This is a genomic window from Natronococcus jeotgali DSM 18795, assembly GCF_000337695.1.
In the GTDB taxonomy this organism is placed as follows: domain Archaea; phylum Halobacteriota; class Halobacteria; order Halobacteriales; family Natrialbaceae; genus Natronococcus; species Natronococcus jeotgali.
Map to the genome: position 1 here is coordinate 53,307 of NZ_AOIA01000151.1, position 15,803 is coordinate 69,109.

A 15,803-nucleotide genomic window follows, 5' to 3' on the forward strand; every position below is an offset into this window, starting at 1 on the left:
TCTGTTGGTTGCGTCACTTAGTGACGGCGCGTATCCACGGCCTTTAGGCCGTGGCATTGCGCCTGTTCCTCCTGTAACCAAGACATTGATCTGTTGATACTTAATGATCGCGGTGGCGAAACCAGCCGTGCTATCGGCGATGGGGGTCAGAGGGACTGTCGGATTCCTCCCACGACTACAGTCGTGGGTTTCCTCCTCGCATTCATGTGAGATCCTCCCGCGCGGTTCGTGGGTACCGTCCGTCGTCGGCCTCGAAGGCTCGAGTGTAACGCCTCGTGTCGGGTCGTCGCGGCAGTGCGGGACCGGTTCCCAGACGGAACGGCGATTCGAAACCGATAAAAACGTCACCGCGGTAGGTTGAGGTGAGCCGAGATAGCCTAGCCCGGCCAAGGCGGCAGATTCGAAATCTGCTGTCCTCACGGACTCGGGAGTTCAAATCTCCCTCTCGGCGCTTTTCCGCGAACTACGTCGTCGAGCACCGCGTAGCGTGTGCTCGACACCCGTGAGCGGAAACCGACGACGGGATTTGAATCAGGGAGCGAAGCGAGCGCAGCGAGCGGAACGACCGTGGTTCAGATCTCCCTCTCGGCGCTTTTGCAGTACCAAACCGGTGAGCGCCGCGTAGCGGTGCGAACCACTCGTCGCGAGGCCGTCGAAAACGCGTTCTCCCCGTTCGATCGCTCTCCTGGGAACCACGTGCCGGTTGCGTCGCGTCGACGGAGCCGAGCAACAGGAGCCGACCAATAGCGGGTGTCGTCGTCAATCAGTATCGAATAGACGGATCTCCAAAACGCCGCCGGTCGGAGCTCTCGAATGTTCATCGATATCGACTAGTATTAGTGATCTGTGAATTCGGAAAAGTACATGGAGGGAAACACCCATTAGACTGTTTCAGAAACTGTTGTGCTATGTCAGCCGAGCCAATCGCGACCTTCGAATCGTCTCTCGACGAAGTCGGGGTCGAACTCGTCCGGACGAGTGCGGATCAGTTCGAGTCCGCGCTGACGCCGCTTCTCGACGCACCCGCAGTCGGCGCTTCGCTCCCGTTCGAGAACGTCTCTCTACCGGACGCCGTAGAAACAGATCCGGGAGTAGAGAAACTCGAGGCCGCTAAAACCGGCGTCACCGCCGCCGGATACGGTATCGCAGACTACGGGTCCGTGATTATCCAAGGCGGCCCCGACGGCGAGGAGCCGGCGAGCCTCTACGCCGACGAACACGTCGCCGTCGTCGCCGGCAGCGACGTTCTCCCGGACATGGACGCGACGTTCGATCGGCTCGCCGAGGATATTCGTAGCGGCACCGGGCAAGCCATCATCGCAACCGGACCGAGCGCTACGGCGGACATGGGCGCGCTCGTAAAAGGTGCGCACGGTCCGGTGGAAGTCACCGTCGTTCTCCTGGAGGACAGATAGATGAGCGTCGATACCCGCCAGCGGAAAGCCGAACGCATCCGCCACCTTCTCGAAACCGAAGGCGACAGCGTCCACAAGAACACGCAGGTCTTCAACAACGGCCGTTACGAGTCCACCGCGGATCTCGAGGACTACGAGGCGCTCAAAGACGAAGCCCGCGCCATCAAAGAGGATGCCATCGAACGCCTCCCCGAACTCGTCGATCGGGTTACCGAAACGATCGAAGCTAACGGCGGCACCGTCTACGTCGCTGACGACGCCGCCGACGCGAACCGATATGTAACGGAGGTCGCCGACGGCCGCGACGTCGTGAAGTCGAAGTCGATGACAAGCGAGGAGATCGAGGTAAACGAATCCCTGGAGGCCAGCGGGTCGGACGTCTGGGAGACCGACCTCGCCGAATTCGTGTTGCAGGTCGCCGACGAGGCGCCCTCGCACATCGTCGCACCGGCCATTCACAAGTCCCGCGAGGAGATCGCGGAGCTGTTCAACGCGTATTTCGATCCGGAGAAACCCCTCGAGACCGCCCAGGAACTGACGCAGTTCGCCCGCGAGCATCTCGGTGAGAAGATCGCGGACGCCGACGTTGGCATGACCGGGGCGAACTTCGTCACAGCGGACACCGGCACGCTCGCGTTGGTTACGAGCGAGGGCAACGCTCGTAAGTGCGTGCAGGCGACGGACACCCACATCGCGGTCGCGGGCGTGGAAAAGCTCGTGCCCCGCGTCGAGGACCTGCAACCGTTCGTCGAACTCATCGGTCGGTCGGGGACCGGACAGGACATCACCTCTTACGTTTCGCTTTTCACGCCGCCCGGCGATTCGCCGACCTTCGATGGGGACGGTGAACTCGGCTCCGGCGACGATCGCGAATTCCACCTCGTGCTCATCGACAACGGCCGCATGGAGATGCGCGAGGACGACCAACTCCGGGAGACGCTGTACTGCATCCGGTGTTCCGCGTGCGCGAACTCGTGTGCGAACTTCCAGCACGTCGGCGGCCACGCCTTCGGCGGCGAGACGTACTCGGGCGGTATCGCTACCGGCTGGGAAGCCGGCGTCCACGGCGCCGACAGCGCCGCGGAGTTCAACGACCTCTGTACGGGGTGCAGTCGGTGCGTGAATCAGTGTCCGGTGAAGATCGACATCCCGTGGATCAACACCGTCGTCCGCGACCGCATCAACCGCGGCACGGACGGGGATCTCGACTTCCTCGTAGACGGGCTCACACCCGACGAGGAACCCGGCGGAGTCGACCTGCAAAAGCGCCTGTTCGGAAACTTCGATACGCTGGCGAAACTCGGGTCGACGTTCGCACCGCTCTCGAACTGGGTCGCACAGACCGGGCCCGCCCGCTCCCTGCTGGAGCGGACTCTCGGCGTCGATAGCCGACGCGAACTCCCGGCGTTCGAGCGCGAATCCCTCGTCGAGTGGTTCGAGAACCGTGGACCGCGAGTGGATCCCGAGGAGGCGCGCCGTCAGGTCGCGCTCTATCCCGACGCGTACACGAACTACGTGCGCACCGAGCGCGGGAAGGCCGCCGTCCGCGTCCTCGAGGCGCTCGACGTCCGCGTCGACGTCCCGGCTGCCGGCGAGAGCGGGCGTGCACCGCTCTCACAGGGGATGGTGGCGACCGCCCAGTCCAACGCCGAAGACGTCTACGATTCCCTCGCACCCGCCGTCGCCGCGGGCCACGACGTCGTCGTCGTGGAGCCATCGGACCTCGCGATGTTCCACCGGGAGTACGAGCGACTCCTCCCCGAGGACGAATACGCCGCGCTGAAAGACCGCAGTTACGAGGTCATGGAGTACGTCTACGGTCTGCTGGAAAACGGCGCAGACCTCGACGCGCTCCCCGAGGGGGATGACACGCGGATCGCCTACCACAGCCACTGCCAGCAGCGCACGCTCGATCTCGAGCCCTATACGGTCGCGGTTCTCGAGGACTGCGGGTTCGACGTCACGACCTCGGACGTGGAGTGCTGTGGGATGGCCGGGAGCTTCGGGTACAAGTCCGAGTACTACGAACTCAGCGTGGACGTCGGCGAAGCGCTCGTCGATCAGTTCACGACGGAGAACACCGCGGACCGCACCGTCGTCGCCAGCGGCACGTCCTGTCTCGAGCAACTCGACGCGCTGCTCGCGCGTCGACCCGCACATCCGGTGCGGCTACTCGATACGCGGTAGTCGGAATCGGCGCCGGCGCGAGCGCGCTGGTGCCCTGGCGAGTCGGGCACGAACTGCTCGCGGGCGGCATCGGTGTGCGGTGGTCGTTCCGCCGGTCGGACCCCGCTCGAAGGCGCGACTCTCGCGGCGACCGCCCCATCCCGGCCGATCGGTTCGGGAATCGTCGTCGGTCCGTCCGGATCGGCCGTGCGTCGTCGGCCCGACTCTGGACGGACTTGTGGCGGACATCGGGCAGCGAATACTCGACACCCGATCCGCCGCGGATCGGCGGAGAACCGAAACTATAGCCCGGTCGAGTCGGAAGACGGAGAGTGAAATGTCGTGGTATCTCCTGTTGCTCGCCGGACTGTTCGAAATCGGCTGGGCGGTCGGACTCGAGTACTCCGACGGACTCACGAAACCGTGGCCCACGCTCGGAACCGTCGTTTCCCTCGTTATCAGTATGGTTCTGCTGGCACAGGCCGTCAAGGACCTCCCCGTGGGCACGGCCTACGCAGTGTGGACGGGCGTCGGTGCCGTCGGAACCGCGTCGCTCGGGATCGTCCTGTTCGACGAACCGGCGACGCTCGCTCGGGTGGCGTGTATCGGCGTGATCGTCGTCGGTATCGTCGGTCTCCACCTCGCGTCCGGCGGCCACTGACCCGTTGCCGGCGCAGTCTGTGCGCCGAATTTCGGGGCCGATACGTTCTCGCGCGGTTCCGCGCTCCCGCTCGGCGTTCCACGATCTCGAGTCCGCCGCTCGCGCCGACCCCCGTTCGAACGGAGCCGTGACCGTTCGTCCGTTCTAGAGCTCTTTTCCCGTGGTATGAGTACCCATCTCTCGCAGGGAACCGCTTTATTCCCGCAGCTATGGGAGGGAGTCCCGAACCGACATGGTGTCACAGCACAGTACGGTCCCGACGGCGAGACGGGGTGAGCGGGCGCGATGACCGCAGACGAGGAGGGCGGTCCCGAGGACGAGCCGTTTCACCCCTTCGGGGAGGCCGCCGAGGAGGAGTACCGGGCCATGCTCGAGGAAACCGACTACGACGCGGATCTCGGGATGGCGATGGCCGAGGACGCCCTGCGGGTCACCAAGGGGGAGCTCTCGGAGGCCGAGTTCCACGAACGGTACCACGAGGACGTCCTCGCGGAGTTCGGCGAGGACGAGCGCCCGACCAAGGAGGCCTACGAGAACGCGATGGGGGAGGCGAAGGGGACGCTCGGGGGGATGCTCGAGCGCTTCGCGGGCGACGGAACGGGATCGCGCCGCGAGACCATGAAGAAGATGGGCGTCGGTGCGGCTGCGGTCGGCCTGGGCGCGTGGGGGACCGCCGAGGGCGGCGACGAGCCCGATCCCGCCCCGGCCGTGGCGGAGGAGGAAGCCGAGGACGAGGAGGGAACCCAGTGGGGGATGACCCTGGATCTCGAAGTCTGCGACGGGTGTCTCTCCTGCGTGGTCGCGTGCAACCAGGAGCACAACTGGAACGAGGGGGCGAACTGGATGTACATCCTCGCGTACGACGACGGCACCGTCGAGTCGCCCGATACCGACGACTTCGAGGACACGCGCGATTTCAACATGCTGATCCGCCCCTGTCAGCACTGCACGGACGCCCCCTGTGAGAAGGTCTGTCCGACCACGGCCCGTCACACCCGCGAGGAGGGCGGGCTCGTGCTCACCGACTACGACGTCTGCATCGGCTGTCGGTACTGCCAGGTCGCCTGTCCCTACGGGGTCAACTACTTCCAGTGGTCGGAACCCGAGGTCGACGCTCCATCGGAGGATCTCGGGGAGGACATGATGTACGACGAGCGCGGGCGCTGGGTCAGCGGCCGCGGACCGCGCGGGGTGATGGAGAAGTGCATCTTCGACCCGGCCCGCCAGGACGGCAACCGGGGCGAGGAGTTCGTCGGTCGCACGGCCTGCGAGGACGCCTGCCCGCCGGGCGCCATCCAGTTCGGCGACATGAACGACCCCGAGAGCGATCCCCAGCGCTACGCCGAGAACGTTCCCCTCGCACGCGCACTCGAGGCCGATCCGGACGACGAGGAGCTCCAGGAGGCGATCGCGGTCCTCGAGGGCGACCAGGAGCCCGCCGAGGAGGAGGGCGGCGACGGACTGACCGAGGACGAGGCCGAGCAGCTCCTGCGGGGCGAGTACGGGGACGCCGAGTCGACGTTCAAGCTCCTCGAGGACTACAACACCGATCCGAACGTCCTCTACATCGGCAACGAGCCCGGACCGGAAGCCGAGCAGGTCCCGGGGCCGGTCGCCTACGAGGACGTCGGCCAGCTCGACGTCCGCAAAGACGCCCTCGACGACGGGACGTTCGGCGGCTCCGACCTGTCGCTGTGAGCGACGACGGCCCCTCGCGGTCTCCGGTGCGATCGAGATAACCTACCTTCATACCGCTCGAGCGCGATCGCCCGGTATGGAGCTCCGTCAGCGACTCGTCGTCGGGACGCTCTGGATCGGCGTCGCGGCGCTGATCGCGTCGACGCTGTTTCCGATCTCGTCGATCTCGGTCGGTGCGGCGGCCCGGCTGTTCGTCGTCGTCCTCGCGCTCTTTCTCGCGGGCATCTACCTGTTCGACCCCTGGGGCGTGCTCGATCGACAGCCGTTTCACTGAGCCCCGGATCGGAACGGAGCCGGAAAATCGGAACCGGAGTCAGTCGTCAGCGGGCGCGAGCGGCTGCGCGTCCCGCCCGAGCAACCGATCGAGCGCGTCGACCATCGCCTCGACGCTCGCGCGCGTGATGTCGGCCTCGCTCCGGGCGACGGTCACCGAGCGGTCGTTTCGGACCATCGTCACCTCGACGGTGACGACGGCGTCGGTCCCGCCGGTAACGGCGTCGACGTGGTAGGACTCGAGTTCGGCGTCGGCCATCGACCCGAGCGCCTCCCGAACCGCGGAGACGGCGGCGTCGACGGGTCCGGAGCCGGTGCCGCTGGCGACCCGTTCCTCGCCCTCGACCTCGAGGCGAATGCTCGCGGTGGGGACGGCGCCGCCGCTGGTGGCGTTCAGATCCAGCAGTTCGACGACCCGCTCGCGGTCGTCGCCCGTGACGTCCTCGGCGATGGCGAGCAGGTCGGCGTCCGTAACGCGGCGACCCCGGTCGCCGAGCTCGGTGACGCGGGTCGCGATCTCGGCGACCTCGTCGGGGTCGGCCTCGACCGCGTGTTCCTCGAGGGTCGCCGCCACGCCGGCCCGGCCCGTGTGCTTGCCAAGCGCGAGCCGTCGCTCGCGTCCGACCGTCTCGGGCGCGTAGGGCTCGTACATCTTGTCGTCCTTGAGGGTACCGTCGGTGTGGATCCCGCTCTCGTGGGTGAAGGCGTTCTCGCCGATGACGGCCTTGTTCGGCGCCAGCGGCACGCCCGTCGCCCGCGAAACGCGCTGTGCGAGGTCGTACAGCTCCTCGAGTTCGACCGTCTCGACGCCGTAGACGTGCTCGAGCGCGATCGCGACCTCCTCCAGGGCGACGTTGCCGGCCCGTTCGCCGAGCCCGTTGACGGTGCAATGGACCAGATCGGCGCCAGCCGACACCGCCGAGACCGCGTTCGCGACGCCCAGTCCCAGATCGTCGTGGGTGTGGGCGCTGACGGGACCCAGTTCGGCGAGCCGGGAGACTGCCTCGGCGGTACGCTCGGGACCGGTGTGGCCGACGGTGTCGGCGAAGCAGGTTCGGTCGGCGCCGGCCTCGAGGGCGGCGCCCATCAGCTCCTCGAGGTAGTCCAGGTCGGCCCGGGAGCCGTCCTCGCCGATGACCTCGACCCAGAGGTCGTGGTCGGTGGCGTACTCGACGAGCTCCGCGGTCTTCGCGAGGTTGTCCTCGCGGGAGGTGCCGACCTTCCCCTCGACGTGGCGGTCGCTGGCGGGGACGACGATATGGACGCCGTCGACGTCGCACTCGAGCGCGAGGTCGACGTCGCCTTTCATCCCGCGACAGAAGCTCGTCACGCGAGCGTCGAGATCGAGGTCGGTCACCCGCGAGATCGCCTGTCGCTCGCCCGCGCCCGTACAGGCGCTGCCGGCCTCGATGACGGCGACGCCGGCTCGCTCGAGCCCGCGGGCGATCTCGACCTTCTCGTCGGGCGACAGGGAGACACCCGGGGCTTGTTCGCCGTCGCGAAGCGTCGTATCGAGAAGGCGCACTGTACGGTCGGCTGCGATCGTCTGCTCCGGAGTCGTAGTCACGAAGGAAGGGCTATCTCGGCCCTGGAATTTCGCGCCCAGCCGGGTTGCCCCGACTTCCTCTATCCTCGGACTCCGGCGTTGAGAACGAATCTCGTGCCATCGTATCCCGACCTATTCCGACGGGGCGACTTAACCTCGCCGGTGTCGGCATCTTCTGCGGCCGAACGCGCTCGAGGTGGAAAGGTTACGTCCGCTCGAGAACCAGCTCGTCGCCGGGTTCGACGCCGTCGGCCGCCCCCGCGGGTAGCTCGAGCAGCAGGTCGGCCCGCTCGCGGGCGATCCCCCGCCAGGGCCGCAGGCGCTCGACGCGCCGTACGACGCCCTCTTCGACCCAGATCACGTCCAGCGGCACGAACACGAACAACATGTGGACGTCGCGGGGCCGCGCCGACCCGAACCGGAAGGCGAGCGCGTACCCCTCGGGCAGCGAACGGCGGAAGGTGAGTCCCCGGAGCTGAGCCAGCGCGGAGTCGGCCGTCTCCACGGTCGCGGCCAGTCGGCGGGCGACGCCGGATTTCGGGTAGTGGCGCAGTTGCACGCCCTCGAGTGCCCGCCGAGACGGGAAAAGCTTCCCGCGGAACTCGAGCGGTGAGTTCGAATGGGCGAGGGGTTGAAACGTCGCGCTCGCCAACGGGACGGCGATGGAGAAAACGCCGCGAGGAACGTCCGTCGGCGTCGACGACCCCTACGCGTTCGCCGGCGTCTGCGACCGCTGTACCGACGACGGACGGTGTCGGTACGCCTTCGAACGGTCCGACGACGACCCGGAGTTCGCCCGCGAGCGGGCGGCCGAGGAGTACGCCTGTCCCGTCCACGATCCCGACCGCGAGGAGACGCCGGCCGACTGCCCGCACTTCCGGTCGCGAAACCGCGATCGGGAGTGTGTGCGCTGCGGTCTCGAGGAGAAACGGCTCGCTCACGACGACGAGCGCCCACTGCTCGAGGAACACCACCTCTCGTACGCCGACGGGAACGAGTCGGCGAGCGAGGAGAGCGACGAGCTCTCCCACGAGATCACGGTCTACCTCTGTCGGTGGTGTCACTCGAAGGTCCACAACTCGTGGGCCCGGATCACCGACGACGTTGCACCAGAGCCGCAGGCGATCGCCGAGCTCGAGGGCCGACGCAGCCGCGAGCGAACGGAGCTGGGGTTCGAGTCCGCGGCGACCCGCTACGGGGACGACGCGTAGCCGTCGCTGCCGACCGGGACGCGGACTCCGCGAGGATCCGAGACGCGTAGCCGTCGGACGCGTCAGTTCTTCGGGAGGATGTCGCCGACCCGTCGGGGCTCGCCCTGCAGGTTCGGCTGGTCGGCGACGATTTTGAGTACCTCGTGGTCGGTCACGTCGTAGTAGGACTTCTCCGTGGCCTCCTCGATGAGTTCGCGCTCGAGGCGGAACTCGGTCCCTTCGTACACGACATCGACACCCTCGTCGTCGAACGCAAGCGTCGTCATGGCCGACCGTAGGCGATCCCCCGATAAAAACCGGACGGCTGTGCTCGCGCGGTCGACGACCGTCGCCGCGCCCGCCGTCGAATCGCGCGAGGTTTATTAGCCGGCGCTCACATTGGTTGCGAACGTGGCGTTTCGCAGAGATCCGCTCGACGAACTCGTCGTTCCCGACGGGACCGAAGCCAAGGAGGTCGCCCTCGAGACCGACGGGGACGTGCTGGTCGGCGCCCGCTCGTCCGTCGAGTTCGGCGTCCGCGGCCGGAACGTCCTCGCGGGCGAGAGCGTCGAGTTCGGCGGGGACATCGAGGCCGAGGGCGACTGTCGGCTCGACATGTGGTGTGACGTCGCCGAAAACGTCCTGGTCGGCCAGGACGCCTACATCGGCGAACGCGTCCACATCGGCGGCGAGATGAAAGTCGCCGGCGACTTAGACATCGGCGACGACGTCGAGATCGACGAGGGGTTCGAGGCCAACGGCTGGATCGTCATCCGGAACCCGATGCCGACGATCGTCTTCCTCTTTGTCTATCTCAAACAGCTCCTGTTGATCGGCGAGGAAGACGCCGCCCAGCGGCTCGTCTCCGAGTTCGTCGACGAGGACGAGGACGAGGAGGAGCCGACCGCCAAACCGCTGATCGTCCCCCGCAACGCGACGGTGAGCGACGACGCCTGGCGGGTCTCGACGCCCGCGACGATCGGCGACGGCTGTCGGCTCCACGGCAACATCCGCGCCGAGTCGATCGACGTCGGCGAGGACTGCAACGTCTTCGGCAGTCTGCGGGCCCGCGAGGACGTCTCGGTCGGCGAGGGGACCCGCATCCACGGCGATCTGACGACCCGCAGCGGCGACGTCACCGTCGAGCCCGGGGCTCGAGTCCTCGGCGACGTCTCCTGTAGCGACCTCGACCTCGGCCCCGGCGCCGAGGTCGACGGCTCGATCCGCGCCGACGGCGAGATCACGATGCGGACGACCGAGCGCGACCTCGAGTAGGACGCGTTCCCGGGCCGTACGGATGCGTTCTCGACCGCCGGCTCGTCCGAGCGAGATCGACTCGGTCGCCTGGGGCGGCGAGTCGAACCGTCCCGACGGTTTTCGGCCCGCTCGGCCATCCGTGCCCCGCGTATCGATCGCGCACCCGATCGTTCTCTCTCACGGCGATTTTCACCCGCATCCTTAATAGTGTCAGCTCCGTTAGAACCACTCGAGTATGGTTCGCGTGAGCAACTACCAAAGAGGGGTGAGATCGTGCGATCGATCGTGTTGACGAAGGGTGTGCCGGACTTCTCGGAGGGTGCAGTCTCCTTCGACGAGGACGGCCACCTCGAGCGGGGGAAGACGCCGACGGTGATGAACCCCAACGACGCGTTCGCGCTCGAGGCGGCCCTCCAGACGCGGGTGCGCCACGGCGGCCACGTCAGCGCGATGAGCATGGGGCCGCCCGGGTACGGCGACGTCCTGCGGGAGGCGATGGAGTCGGTGTACGCCGACGATACCTATCTGCTCTCCGACCGGGAGCTCGCCGCCTCCGACACCTGGGCGACGGCGATCACCGTCAGTTCGGGGGTCGAGAAGTACCGCGAGGAGGTCGCCGACGTCGACCTCGTCTTCGCGGGCTTCAAGACCGCCGACGGGGAGACCGGCCAGACCGGACCCCAGACCTGCTGGGCGCTCGAGTGGCCGATCGTCACCCACGTCATTGCGCTCGACATCGACCCGGACGAGCGCCGACTGCGGGCGAAGCGCCTCGTCGAGGGCGACGTCGACGAGATCGAGACCGTCGAGGCGCCCCTGCCCTGCATGGTCGTCACCGATCCGGAGTTCGAACCGACCTATCGGAAGGCCGCCCACCGGCTGACCCACAAGGAGCTTCGGGCCGAAACCCAGGAACGGGCCGCCGACCACGACGAGCACCTGACGACGTGGGATCACGTCGACTTGAACCTCGATCCCGACTACATCGGGCTCGACGGCTCGCCGACGATCGTCTCCTCGGTCGACCCGATCCCGAAGGCGCCCTCCGAGCGGGAGGCGACGATGATCGATCCCGACGACGGCGCGGCGATGGAGCCCGTCCTCGAGGAACTACAACCGTTCGCGGGAGGTGACTGACGATGGCGCTCGATCCGAACGAGTACACGGCCGACGAACTGGGCGAGGAACTCGAGACGCTCGAGGACGTCGAGGAACTGCAAGCGGTGCTGGAAGCCGAACAGGCGGGCAAGGACCGCAAGACCGCCCGCGAGGCGCTCCACCGTCGCCTCGAGGAACTCGGCGAGACGGGTATCGGCGAGGGCGTCGAAGAGGGGACCGAGACGGAAGGCGAGTACGAGGAGACGAAAGAGGAGGTCGGCGACGAGGCGGAGGGCGAAGAGGTAGACGAGATCGACGATGACGGCGGAGACGCGGACGGAGCCGACGAATCGGCGACCGAGGACGACGGCGACGGAGACGAGTCGGGGGGAGAGGAGGACGCGGACGACGAGCTCTCGCATCCGACGCGGGACAAGAAACACGTCCGGGCGCTCGAGGACGGCGAGTACGCCGACGTGTGGGTGTTCTGCGAGACCCAGCAGGGCGAATTGCTCGAGGTCTCGCGGGAGATGCTGGGCAAGGCCCGGGAGCTGATGGACGGGTTCGAGGCGGAGTACGGCGAGGACGAGCGCGTCGTCGCCTTCCTGATGGGCGACGACTGCGAGGGACTGGCCGAGGAGTGTGTCGCCTACGGCGCCGACGTCGCGGTCTACCACGACGACGACCGCCTCGAGCGATTCCTGCACGAGCCATACACGGAGATCGCGGCCCACATGGCCCGCGGCGAGGGCACCGTCGAGAGCACCGACTGGCGCGAGTACGACGAGCCCCGCTACATCCTGTTCCCGGCGACGAACAACGGGCGGGACCTCTCGGCGAAGGTCCAGGCCGAACTGGACTCCGGGCTCGCCTCGGACTGTTCGGACCTCTACATCGAGGACGAGGAGGTCTCGAACCCGGTCAAGACCGGCGAGCCGGGCGTCAAGAAGACCTTCGAGAAGGTCCTGCATATGAAGCGGCCCGACTTCTCGGGATTCGAGTACTCGACGATCCTCTGTCTGGATAATCCGGGTCGGGACTTCCACCCGCAGGGAGCCTCGATCATCCCCGGTAGCTTCGACCCGATCGAGGCCGATTACGACCGCGAGGGGCTCGTGATCGAACACGACATGGAGCTCGAGGAGGACTGGTTCCGGGTCGAGATCACCGAGCACGACCGGCTCGAGGCCGGGATCGACCTCGCCGGCCACGACGTGATCGTCTGTCTGGGGCGGGGGATCGCCGACGACCCGACCCGCGGGATGGAACTGGGGCTCGAGCTCGTCGACGCCTTCGAGGACGCCGAACTGGGCATCACGCGGGGGATCGTCACCTCGGCCTACCAGTTCGAGGGCCACGTCGAGGAGTACTCGAAGGAGGAGCGCCAGATCGGCGAGACCGGACAGGTCGTCGCTCCCGAGATCTACATCGCCGCGGGCGTCTCCGGGGCGGTCCAGCACAAGGTCGGGATGGACGAGTCCGACACCGTCGTCGCGATCAACACCGATCCCGACGCGCGGATCCGGGACTTCAGCGACTACTACGTCGAGGGGGACCTCTTCGAGGTCCTCCCCAGACTTACGGCGGCGGTCGAGTCCGGCGAGACGCGACTCGAGGCGGTCGCCGACGGAAGCGGGGGTGAGGACCGATGAGCGCGAACGGGAGCCACGAGAACGAGTACGAACACTACGAGGCGGTCGTCGTCGGCTGCGGTCCCGGCGGAGCCGCCGCCGCAGCAAGACTGGCCGAACACGGCGTCGAGACGCTCGTCCTCGAGCGGGGCGTCGAAGCGGGCGCGAAGAACGTCTCCGGCGGGCTGATCTACGCCGAGGACTCGGCTCCCTACACGATCGACGACCTCTTCGAGGGCTTTCGAGAGGCGGCCGCCGAACGTCCCGTCACCGACTACCGGATCCACAACATCGCCGGGGACAAGGTCAAGACGTACGATCTGACCGACCTCCACGAGCACGACACCGACTGGTGCGACGCCGTGCTCCGCCGGAAGATGGACTCGTGGCTCCAGCGACGGGTCCACGAGAAGACCAGCGAGACGGGCGGGGGCGTCCTGACGAACGTGCGGGTGAACGGCCTCCTCCGAGAAGATAGCGAGGGTCGCGTGCGACCCTCGGAACAGTCGAGCGGGCGAAGCCCGCGAGACGGAGAGATCGTCGGCGTCACCTGCGACGAACTGGACCCGATCGAGGCCGATCTGATCGTCGCCGCAGACGGGGTCAACTCCGAGCTGGCCCGCGAGGCGGGTCTCATGGACTGGGAGGAGCCCGACGAGTGGTTCCAGGGCGTCAAGGCCGTCGTCGATATGGACCCCGACGCGGTCAACCACCGGTTCGGGATCGACGACGACGAGGGCGTCGCCCACCTGTTCTCGGGCGACCTCTTCGAGGACGTTCGCGGCGGGGGCTTTCTCTACACCAACGAGGAGTCGCTGTCGATCGGGACCGTCTTTCACCTCGACAGCCTCGTCGCGGAACAGGCCGAACCCCACGAGCTGCTCGACGCCCTGCTGACCCACCCAGTGCTGGCCCACTGGACCGGCGACGGGTACGACGAGCGCGAGTACGCCGCGAAACTCGTCCCCGACTCGAAGAAGGTCGCCCACCGCGAGCCCTACCGGGATCGCCTGGTGCTGGTCGGGGACGCAGCCGGCCAGATGCAGGCCCAGGGGCCGATCATCAAGGGGATGAACCACGCCGTCACGGCCGGGGCGCTGGCGGCCGACGCCTTCGCGATCACGCGGGGCAACGCCGACCCCGAGGCCGCGGGCCGGCGCTACGCGAAGCTGCTCGAGGACTCGGGGACGATGGCCAAGCTCCGCCCGAAACAGTACGACCTCGCCCGAACCGTCGCCGAGCGCGACGCCGTCACGAACGTCGTGGATGGCGTCCTCGAGTCGCCGATCGGCCGCGTCGCGCTCGGGAACCCGCTGGCCGACCGCGTCCTCGAGCGGGCGTACAACTCGCCGCTTGTGGTGTCGATGCTGCCCGACACCCGCACCGGGTACACGACGGTGCCGACGGTTATCGGCGAGGCCCGCGGGAAGAGTATCCGCTGGAAGAACGACGCCGAGCCCCCCAGCCTCGAGGAACGGATCGGCGACCTCACCTACGACACGGACGTCGGCAACCCCCACATCGAACTGCGCGACGACTCCGCCGAAGCGAGCGGGGCCGCCGTCTACGCCTGCCCCGTCAGCGCCGAGGCGTTCGGCGGGGGCTGTTACCGCACGGAGCAGGTGAAGACGAACGGCGACGAGGAGACGGTCGTCAGCCTCGACACCCAGCCCTGCGTGGAGTGTGGCACCTGCGCGATCGTCGCCGACACCGCCTGGGAACACCCCCGCGGCGGGAAGGGCGTCGAGTTCCGCGAGGGCTGATGAGCCGGTACGGACCCAGGATCGCCGCGCTCGCCCGACGGGCCGAACGCGACCGGGCGGCCCTCGATGGCGCCGATTCGGCCGCCGACCCCGAGGCCGCCCGCGAGTACCTCCGCGAGGGCGCCGGGCGGGCGATCTGGTGGTACGTCGAGGCCCGAACCGGCGGACGGCTCGTCGCGTTCTCGGAAGCCGAGTTCGCGGCCATAGAGCGGGCGATGAACGACTGGCTCGAGTGTTACACGCGGTGTCACGGCGTCGAACTCGAGGCCGACTTTACCGTCCGACAGGCCGCCGAACTGTTGCTCGAGACGCGAAACGTCGTCGACACCGCGCAGTTGCTGACGGGCGTGCCCGAGCGCGAACGGCAGGGGCGAGTCAGTAGATGAGTTCGTCGTCGTTCTCGACCATGTACAGCGTGCGAGCGGCGATGTTGACCGCGTGGTCGCCGACCCGCTCTAGGTCCCGGATCGTCAACAGCAGCCGCGAGACGTCCTGGAGGATCTGCTCGACCTCCTTGGGGGAGTCGAGTTCGCGTTCGATCAGATCCCGGACGACGATCTCGCTGGCTCGCTCGGCGAAACGATCGATCTCGTCGTCGCGCTCGGCGAGTTCCCGGCAGCCGTCGGTGTCCTCGGTGTCGTAGGCGATCATCGCGTCCTCGACCATCTCGAGGGTCAGTTCGCCCATCGCCTGCACGTCGACGTCGGGGAACCGGTCGTGTTCGGCGTCGTGGGTGTACTCGCCGAGATTCACGGCGAGGTCGCCGATCCGTTCGAGGTCGGTGATGATCTTGAACGTCGAGGCGATAAACCGCAGGTCGCTCGCGACGGGCTGCTGGAGCGCCAGCAGCTCGATGCAGTCCTGCTCGAGTTCGAGGTAGAGCTCGTTGACCTCGCTGTCGCCTTCCATCACTTCGGTGGCGAGGTCGGTGTCTTTCTGCTCGAGCGCGGACAGTCCCATGCGAAGCCGCTCCATGACGACCTCGCTCATGTAGAGGACGTCCTCGCGGACCTCCTCGAGTTTCTCCTGGTACGACTTTCTGGCCATGGTGCAGCCACCTGTGCGGGCAAAGATATACCTTGTGCTCGGACGAGCCGGCCGTTCG

At 67.3% G+C, this 15,803-nt stretch carries 15 protein-coding genes and 1 tRNA gene; 12 read left to right on the forward strand and 4 right to left on the reverse strand.

All coding sequences use genetic code 11. The annotated features are described in order from the left end of the window. The first annotated feature begins 366 nt into the window (after positions 1–366). From C492_RS17585 to C492_RS17610, 6 genes are all read left to right on the forward strand, one after another. Positions 367–451: transfer RNA gene (locus C492_RS17585), tRNA-Ser, on the forward strand. A gap of 457 nt (positions 452–908) precedes the next feature. After that, entirely contained in the window at positions 909–1,415 is a 507-nt protein-coding gene (locus tag C492_RS17590; protein WP_008426096.1) for a LutC/YkgG family protein, read from the forward strand. Beyond that, the gene (locus C492_RS17595; protein ID WP_008426098.1) at positions 1,416–3,602 is read left to right on the forward strand and encodes an LUD domain-containing protein; all 2,187 of its coding nucleotides are present in this window, start codon (positions 1,416–1,418) and stop codon (positions 3,600–3,602) included. A gap of 316 nt (positions 3,603–3,918) precedes the next feature. Next, on the forward strand, positions 3,919–4,242 hold the full coding sequence (gene sugE, locus C492_RS17600; protein WP_008426101.1) for a quaternary ammonium compound efflux SMR transporter SugE: 324 nt from the start codon (positions 3,919–3,921) through the stop codon (positions 4,240–4,242). 285 nt (positions 4,243–4,527) lie between these two features. After that, positions 4,528–5,940, forward strand: coding sequence for a 4Fe-4S ferredoxin N-terminal domain-containing protein (locus C492_RS17605; protein WP_008426104.1), 1,413 nt, complete (start codon positions 4,528–4,530; stop codon positions 5,938–5,940). Between the two features lie 76 nt (positions 5,941–6,016). Beyond that, entirely contained in the window at positions 6,017–6,214 is a 198-nt protein-coding gene (locus C492_RS17610) for a hypothetical protein (RefSeq protein ID WP_008426106.1), read from the forward strand. Positions 6,215–6,253: 39 nt separating this feature from the next. Here C492_RS17610 and C492_RS17615 read toward each other — a convergent pair whose 3' ends face one another. Together C492_RS17615 and C492_RS17620 are read right to left on the reverse strand one after the other, a co-directional pair. After that, a complete protein-coding gene (locus C492_RS17615; protein ID WP_083898870.1) occupies positions 6,254–7,780 on the reverse strand; it encodes a (R)-citramalate synthase in 1,527 nt (508 codons plus the stop codon). A 184-nt stretch (positions 7,781–7,964) separates the two neighbouring features. Further along, complete coding sequence (locus tag C492_RS17620) at positions 7,965–8,318, reverse strand: DUF192 domain-containing protein (RefSeq protein WP_008426110.1); 354 nt, start codon at positions 8,316–8,318, stop codon at positions 7,965–7,967. 103 nt (positions 8,319–8,421) lie between these two features. Here C492_RS17620 and C492_RS17625 point away from each other — a divergent pair, with 103 nt between their 5' ends. Then, positions 8,422–8,970: a DUF7097 family protein gene (locus C492_RS17625; RefSeq protein ID WP_008426112.1), complete on the forward strand. Its 549-nt coding sequence runs from the start codon at positions 8,422–8,424 to the stop codon at positions 8,968–8,970. Positions 8,971–9,032: 62 nt separating this feature from the next. Here the strand turns inward: C492_RS17625 and C492_RS17630 are convergent, their stop codons facing one another. Then, positions 9,033–9,236 carry a DUF5800 family protein gene (locus C492_RS17630; RefSeq protein ID WP_008426114.1) on the reverse strand — a complete coding sequence of 68 codons (204 nt, stop codon included), beginning with the start codon at positions 9,234–9,236 and terminating at the stop codon, positions 9,033–9,035. Between the two features lie 124 nt (positions 9,237–9,360). On the opposite strand from C492_RS17630, the gene C492_RS17635 reads away from it, so the two are divergent. The 5 genes from C492_RS17635 (at position 9,361) to C492_RS17655 (ending at position 15,084) form a co-directional block, all read left to right on the forward strand. Beyond that, positions 9,361–10,224: a polymer-forming cytoskeletal protein gene (locus tag C492_RS17635; protein WP_008426116.1), complete on the forward strand. Its 864-nt coding sequence runs from the start codon at positions 9,361–9,363 to the stop codon at positions 10,222–10,224. A 255-nt stretch (positions 10,225–10,479) separates the two neighbouring features. Next, positions 10,480–11,343 (forward strand): electron transfer flavoprotein subunit beta/FixA family protein, encoded by an 864-nt coding sequence (locus C492_RS17640; RefSeq protein ID WP_049893164.1) that lies wholly within the window; start codon positions 10,480–10,482, stop codon positions 11,341–11,343. A 2-nt stretch (positions 11,344–11,345) separates the two neighbouring features. Next, on the forward strand, positions 11,346–12,956 hold the full coding sequence (locus tag C492_RS17645) for an electron transfer flavoprotein subunit alpha/FixB family protein (protein WP_008426120.1): 1,611 nt from the start codon (positions 11,346–11,348) through the stop codon (positions 12,954–12,956). Beyond that, complete coding sequence (locus C492_RS17650) at positions 12,953–14,698, forward strand: NAD(P)-binding protein (RefSeq protein WP_008426121.1); 1,746 nt, start codon at positions 12,953–12,955, stop codon at positions 14,696–14,698. The genes C492_RS17645 and C492_RS17650 overlap by 4 nt, the downstream gene beginning before the upstream one ends. After that, on the forward strand, positions 14,698–15,084 hold the full coding sequence (locus C492_RS17655) for a hypothetical protein (RefSeq protein ID WP_008426123.1): 387 nt from the start codon (positions 14,698–14,700) through the stop codon (positions 15,082–15,084). Before C492_RS17650 ends, C492_RS17655 begins: the two co-directional genes overlap by 1 nt. On the opposite strand, the gene phoU is transcribed toward C492_RS17655, so the two are convergent. Then, positions 15,074–15,745 (reverse strand): phosphate signaling complex protein PhoU, encoded by a 672-nt coding sequence (gene phoU, locus C492_RS17660; protein ID WP_008426124.1) that lies wholly within the window; start codon positions 15,743–15,745, stop codon positions 15,074–15,076. The genes C492_RS17655 and phoU overlap by 11 nt on opposite strands. Positions 15,746–15,803: the final 58 nt, after the last annotated feature.

Coding starts and splice junctions, on each gene's coding strand:
- C492_RS17595 (WP_008426098.1), top strand. CDS start 1,416: ATGAGCGTCGATACCCGCCAGCGGAAAGCCGAACGCATCCGCCACCTT.
- C492_RS17655 (WP_008426123.1), top strand. CDS start 14,698: ATGAGCCGGTACGGACCCAGGATCGCCGCGCTCGCCCGACGGGCCGAA.
- C492_RS17590 (WP_008426096.1), top strand. CDS start 909: ATGTCAGCCGAGCCAATCGCGACCTTCGAATCGTCTCTCGACGAAGTC.
- C492_RS17625 (WP_008426112.1), top strand. CDS start 8,422: ATGGAGAAAACGCCGCGAGGAACGTCCGTCGGCGTCGACGACCCCTAC.
- C492_RS17605 (WP_008426104.1), top strand. CDS start 4,528: ATGACCGCAGACGAGGAGGGCGGTCCCGAGGACGAGCCGTTTCACCCC.
- C492_RS17610 (WP_008426106.1), top strand. CDS start 6,017: ATGGAGCTCCGTCAGCGACTCGTCGTCGGGACGCTCTGGATCGGCGTC.
- C492_RS17630 (WP_008426114.1), bottom strand. CDS start 9,236: ATGACGACGCTTGCGTTCGACGACGAGGGTGTCGATGTCGTGTACGAA.
- phoU (WP_008426124.1), bottom strand. CDS start 15,745: ATGGCCAGAAAGTCGTACCAGGAGAAACTCGAGGAGGTCCGCGAGGAC.
- sugE (WP_008426101.1), top strand. CDS start 3,919: ATGTCGTGGTATCTCCTGTTGCTCGCCGGACTGTTCGAAATCGGCTGG.
- C492_RS17645 (WP_008426120.1), top strand. CDS start 11,346: ATGGCGCTCGATCCGAACGAGTACACGGCCGACGAACTGGGCGAGGAA.
- C492_RS17650 (WP_008426121.1), top strand. CDS start 12,953: ATGAGCGCGAACGGGAGCCACGAGAACGAGTACGAACACTACGAGGCG.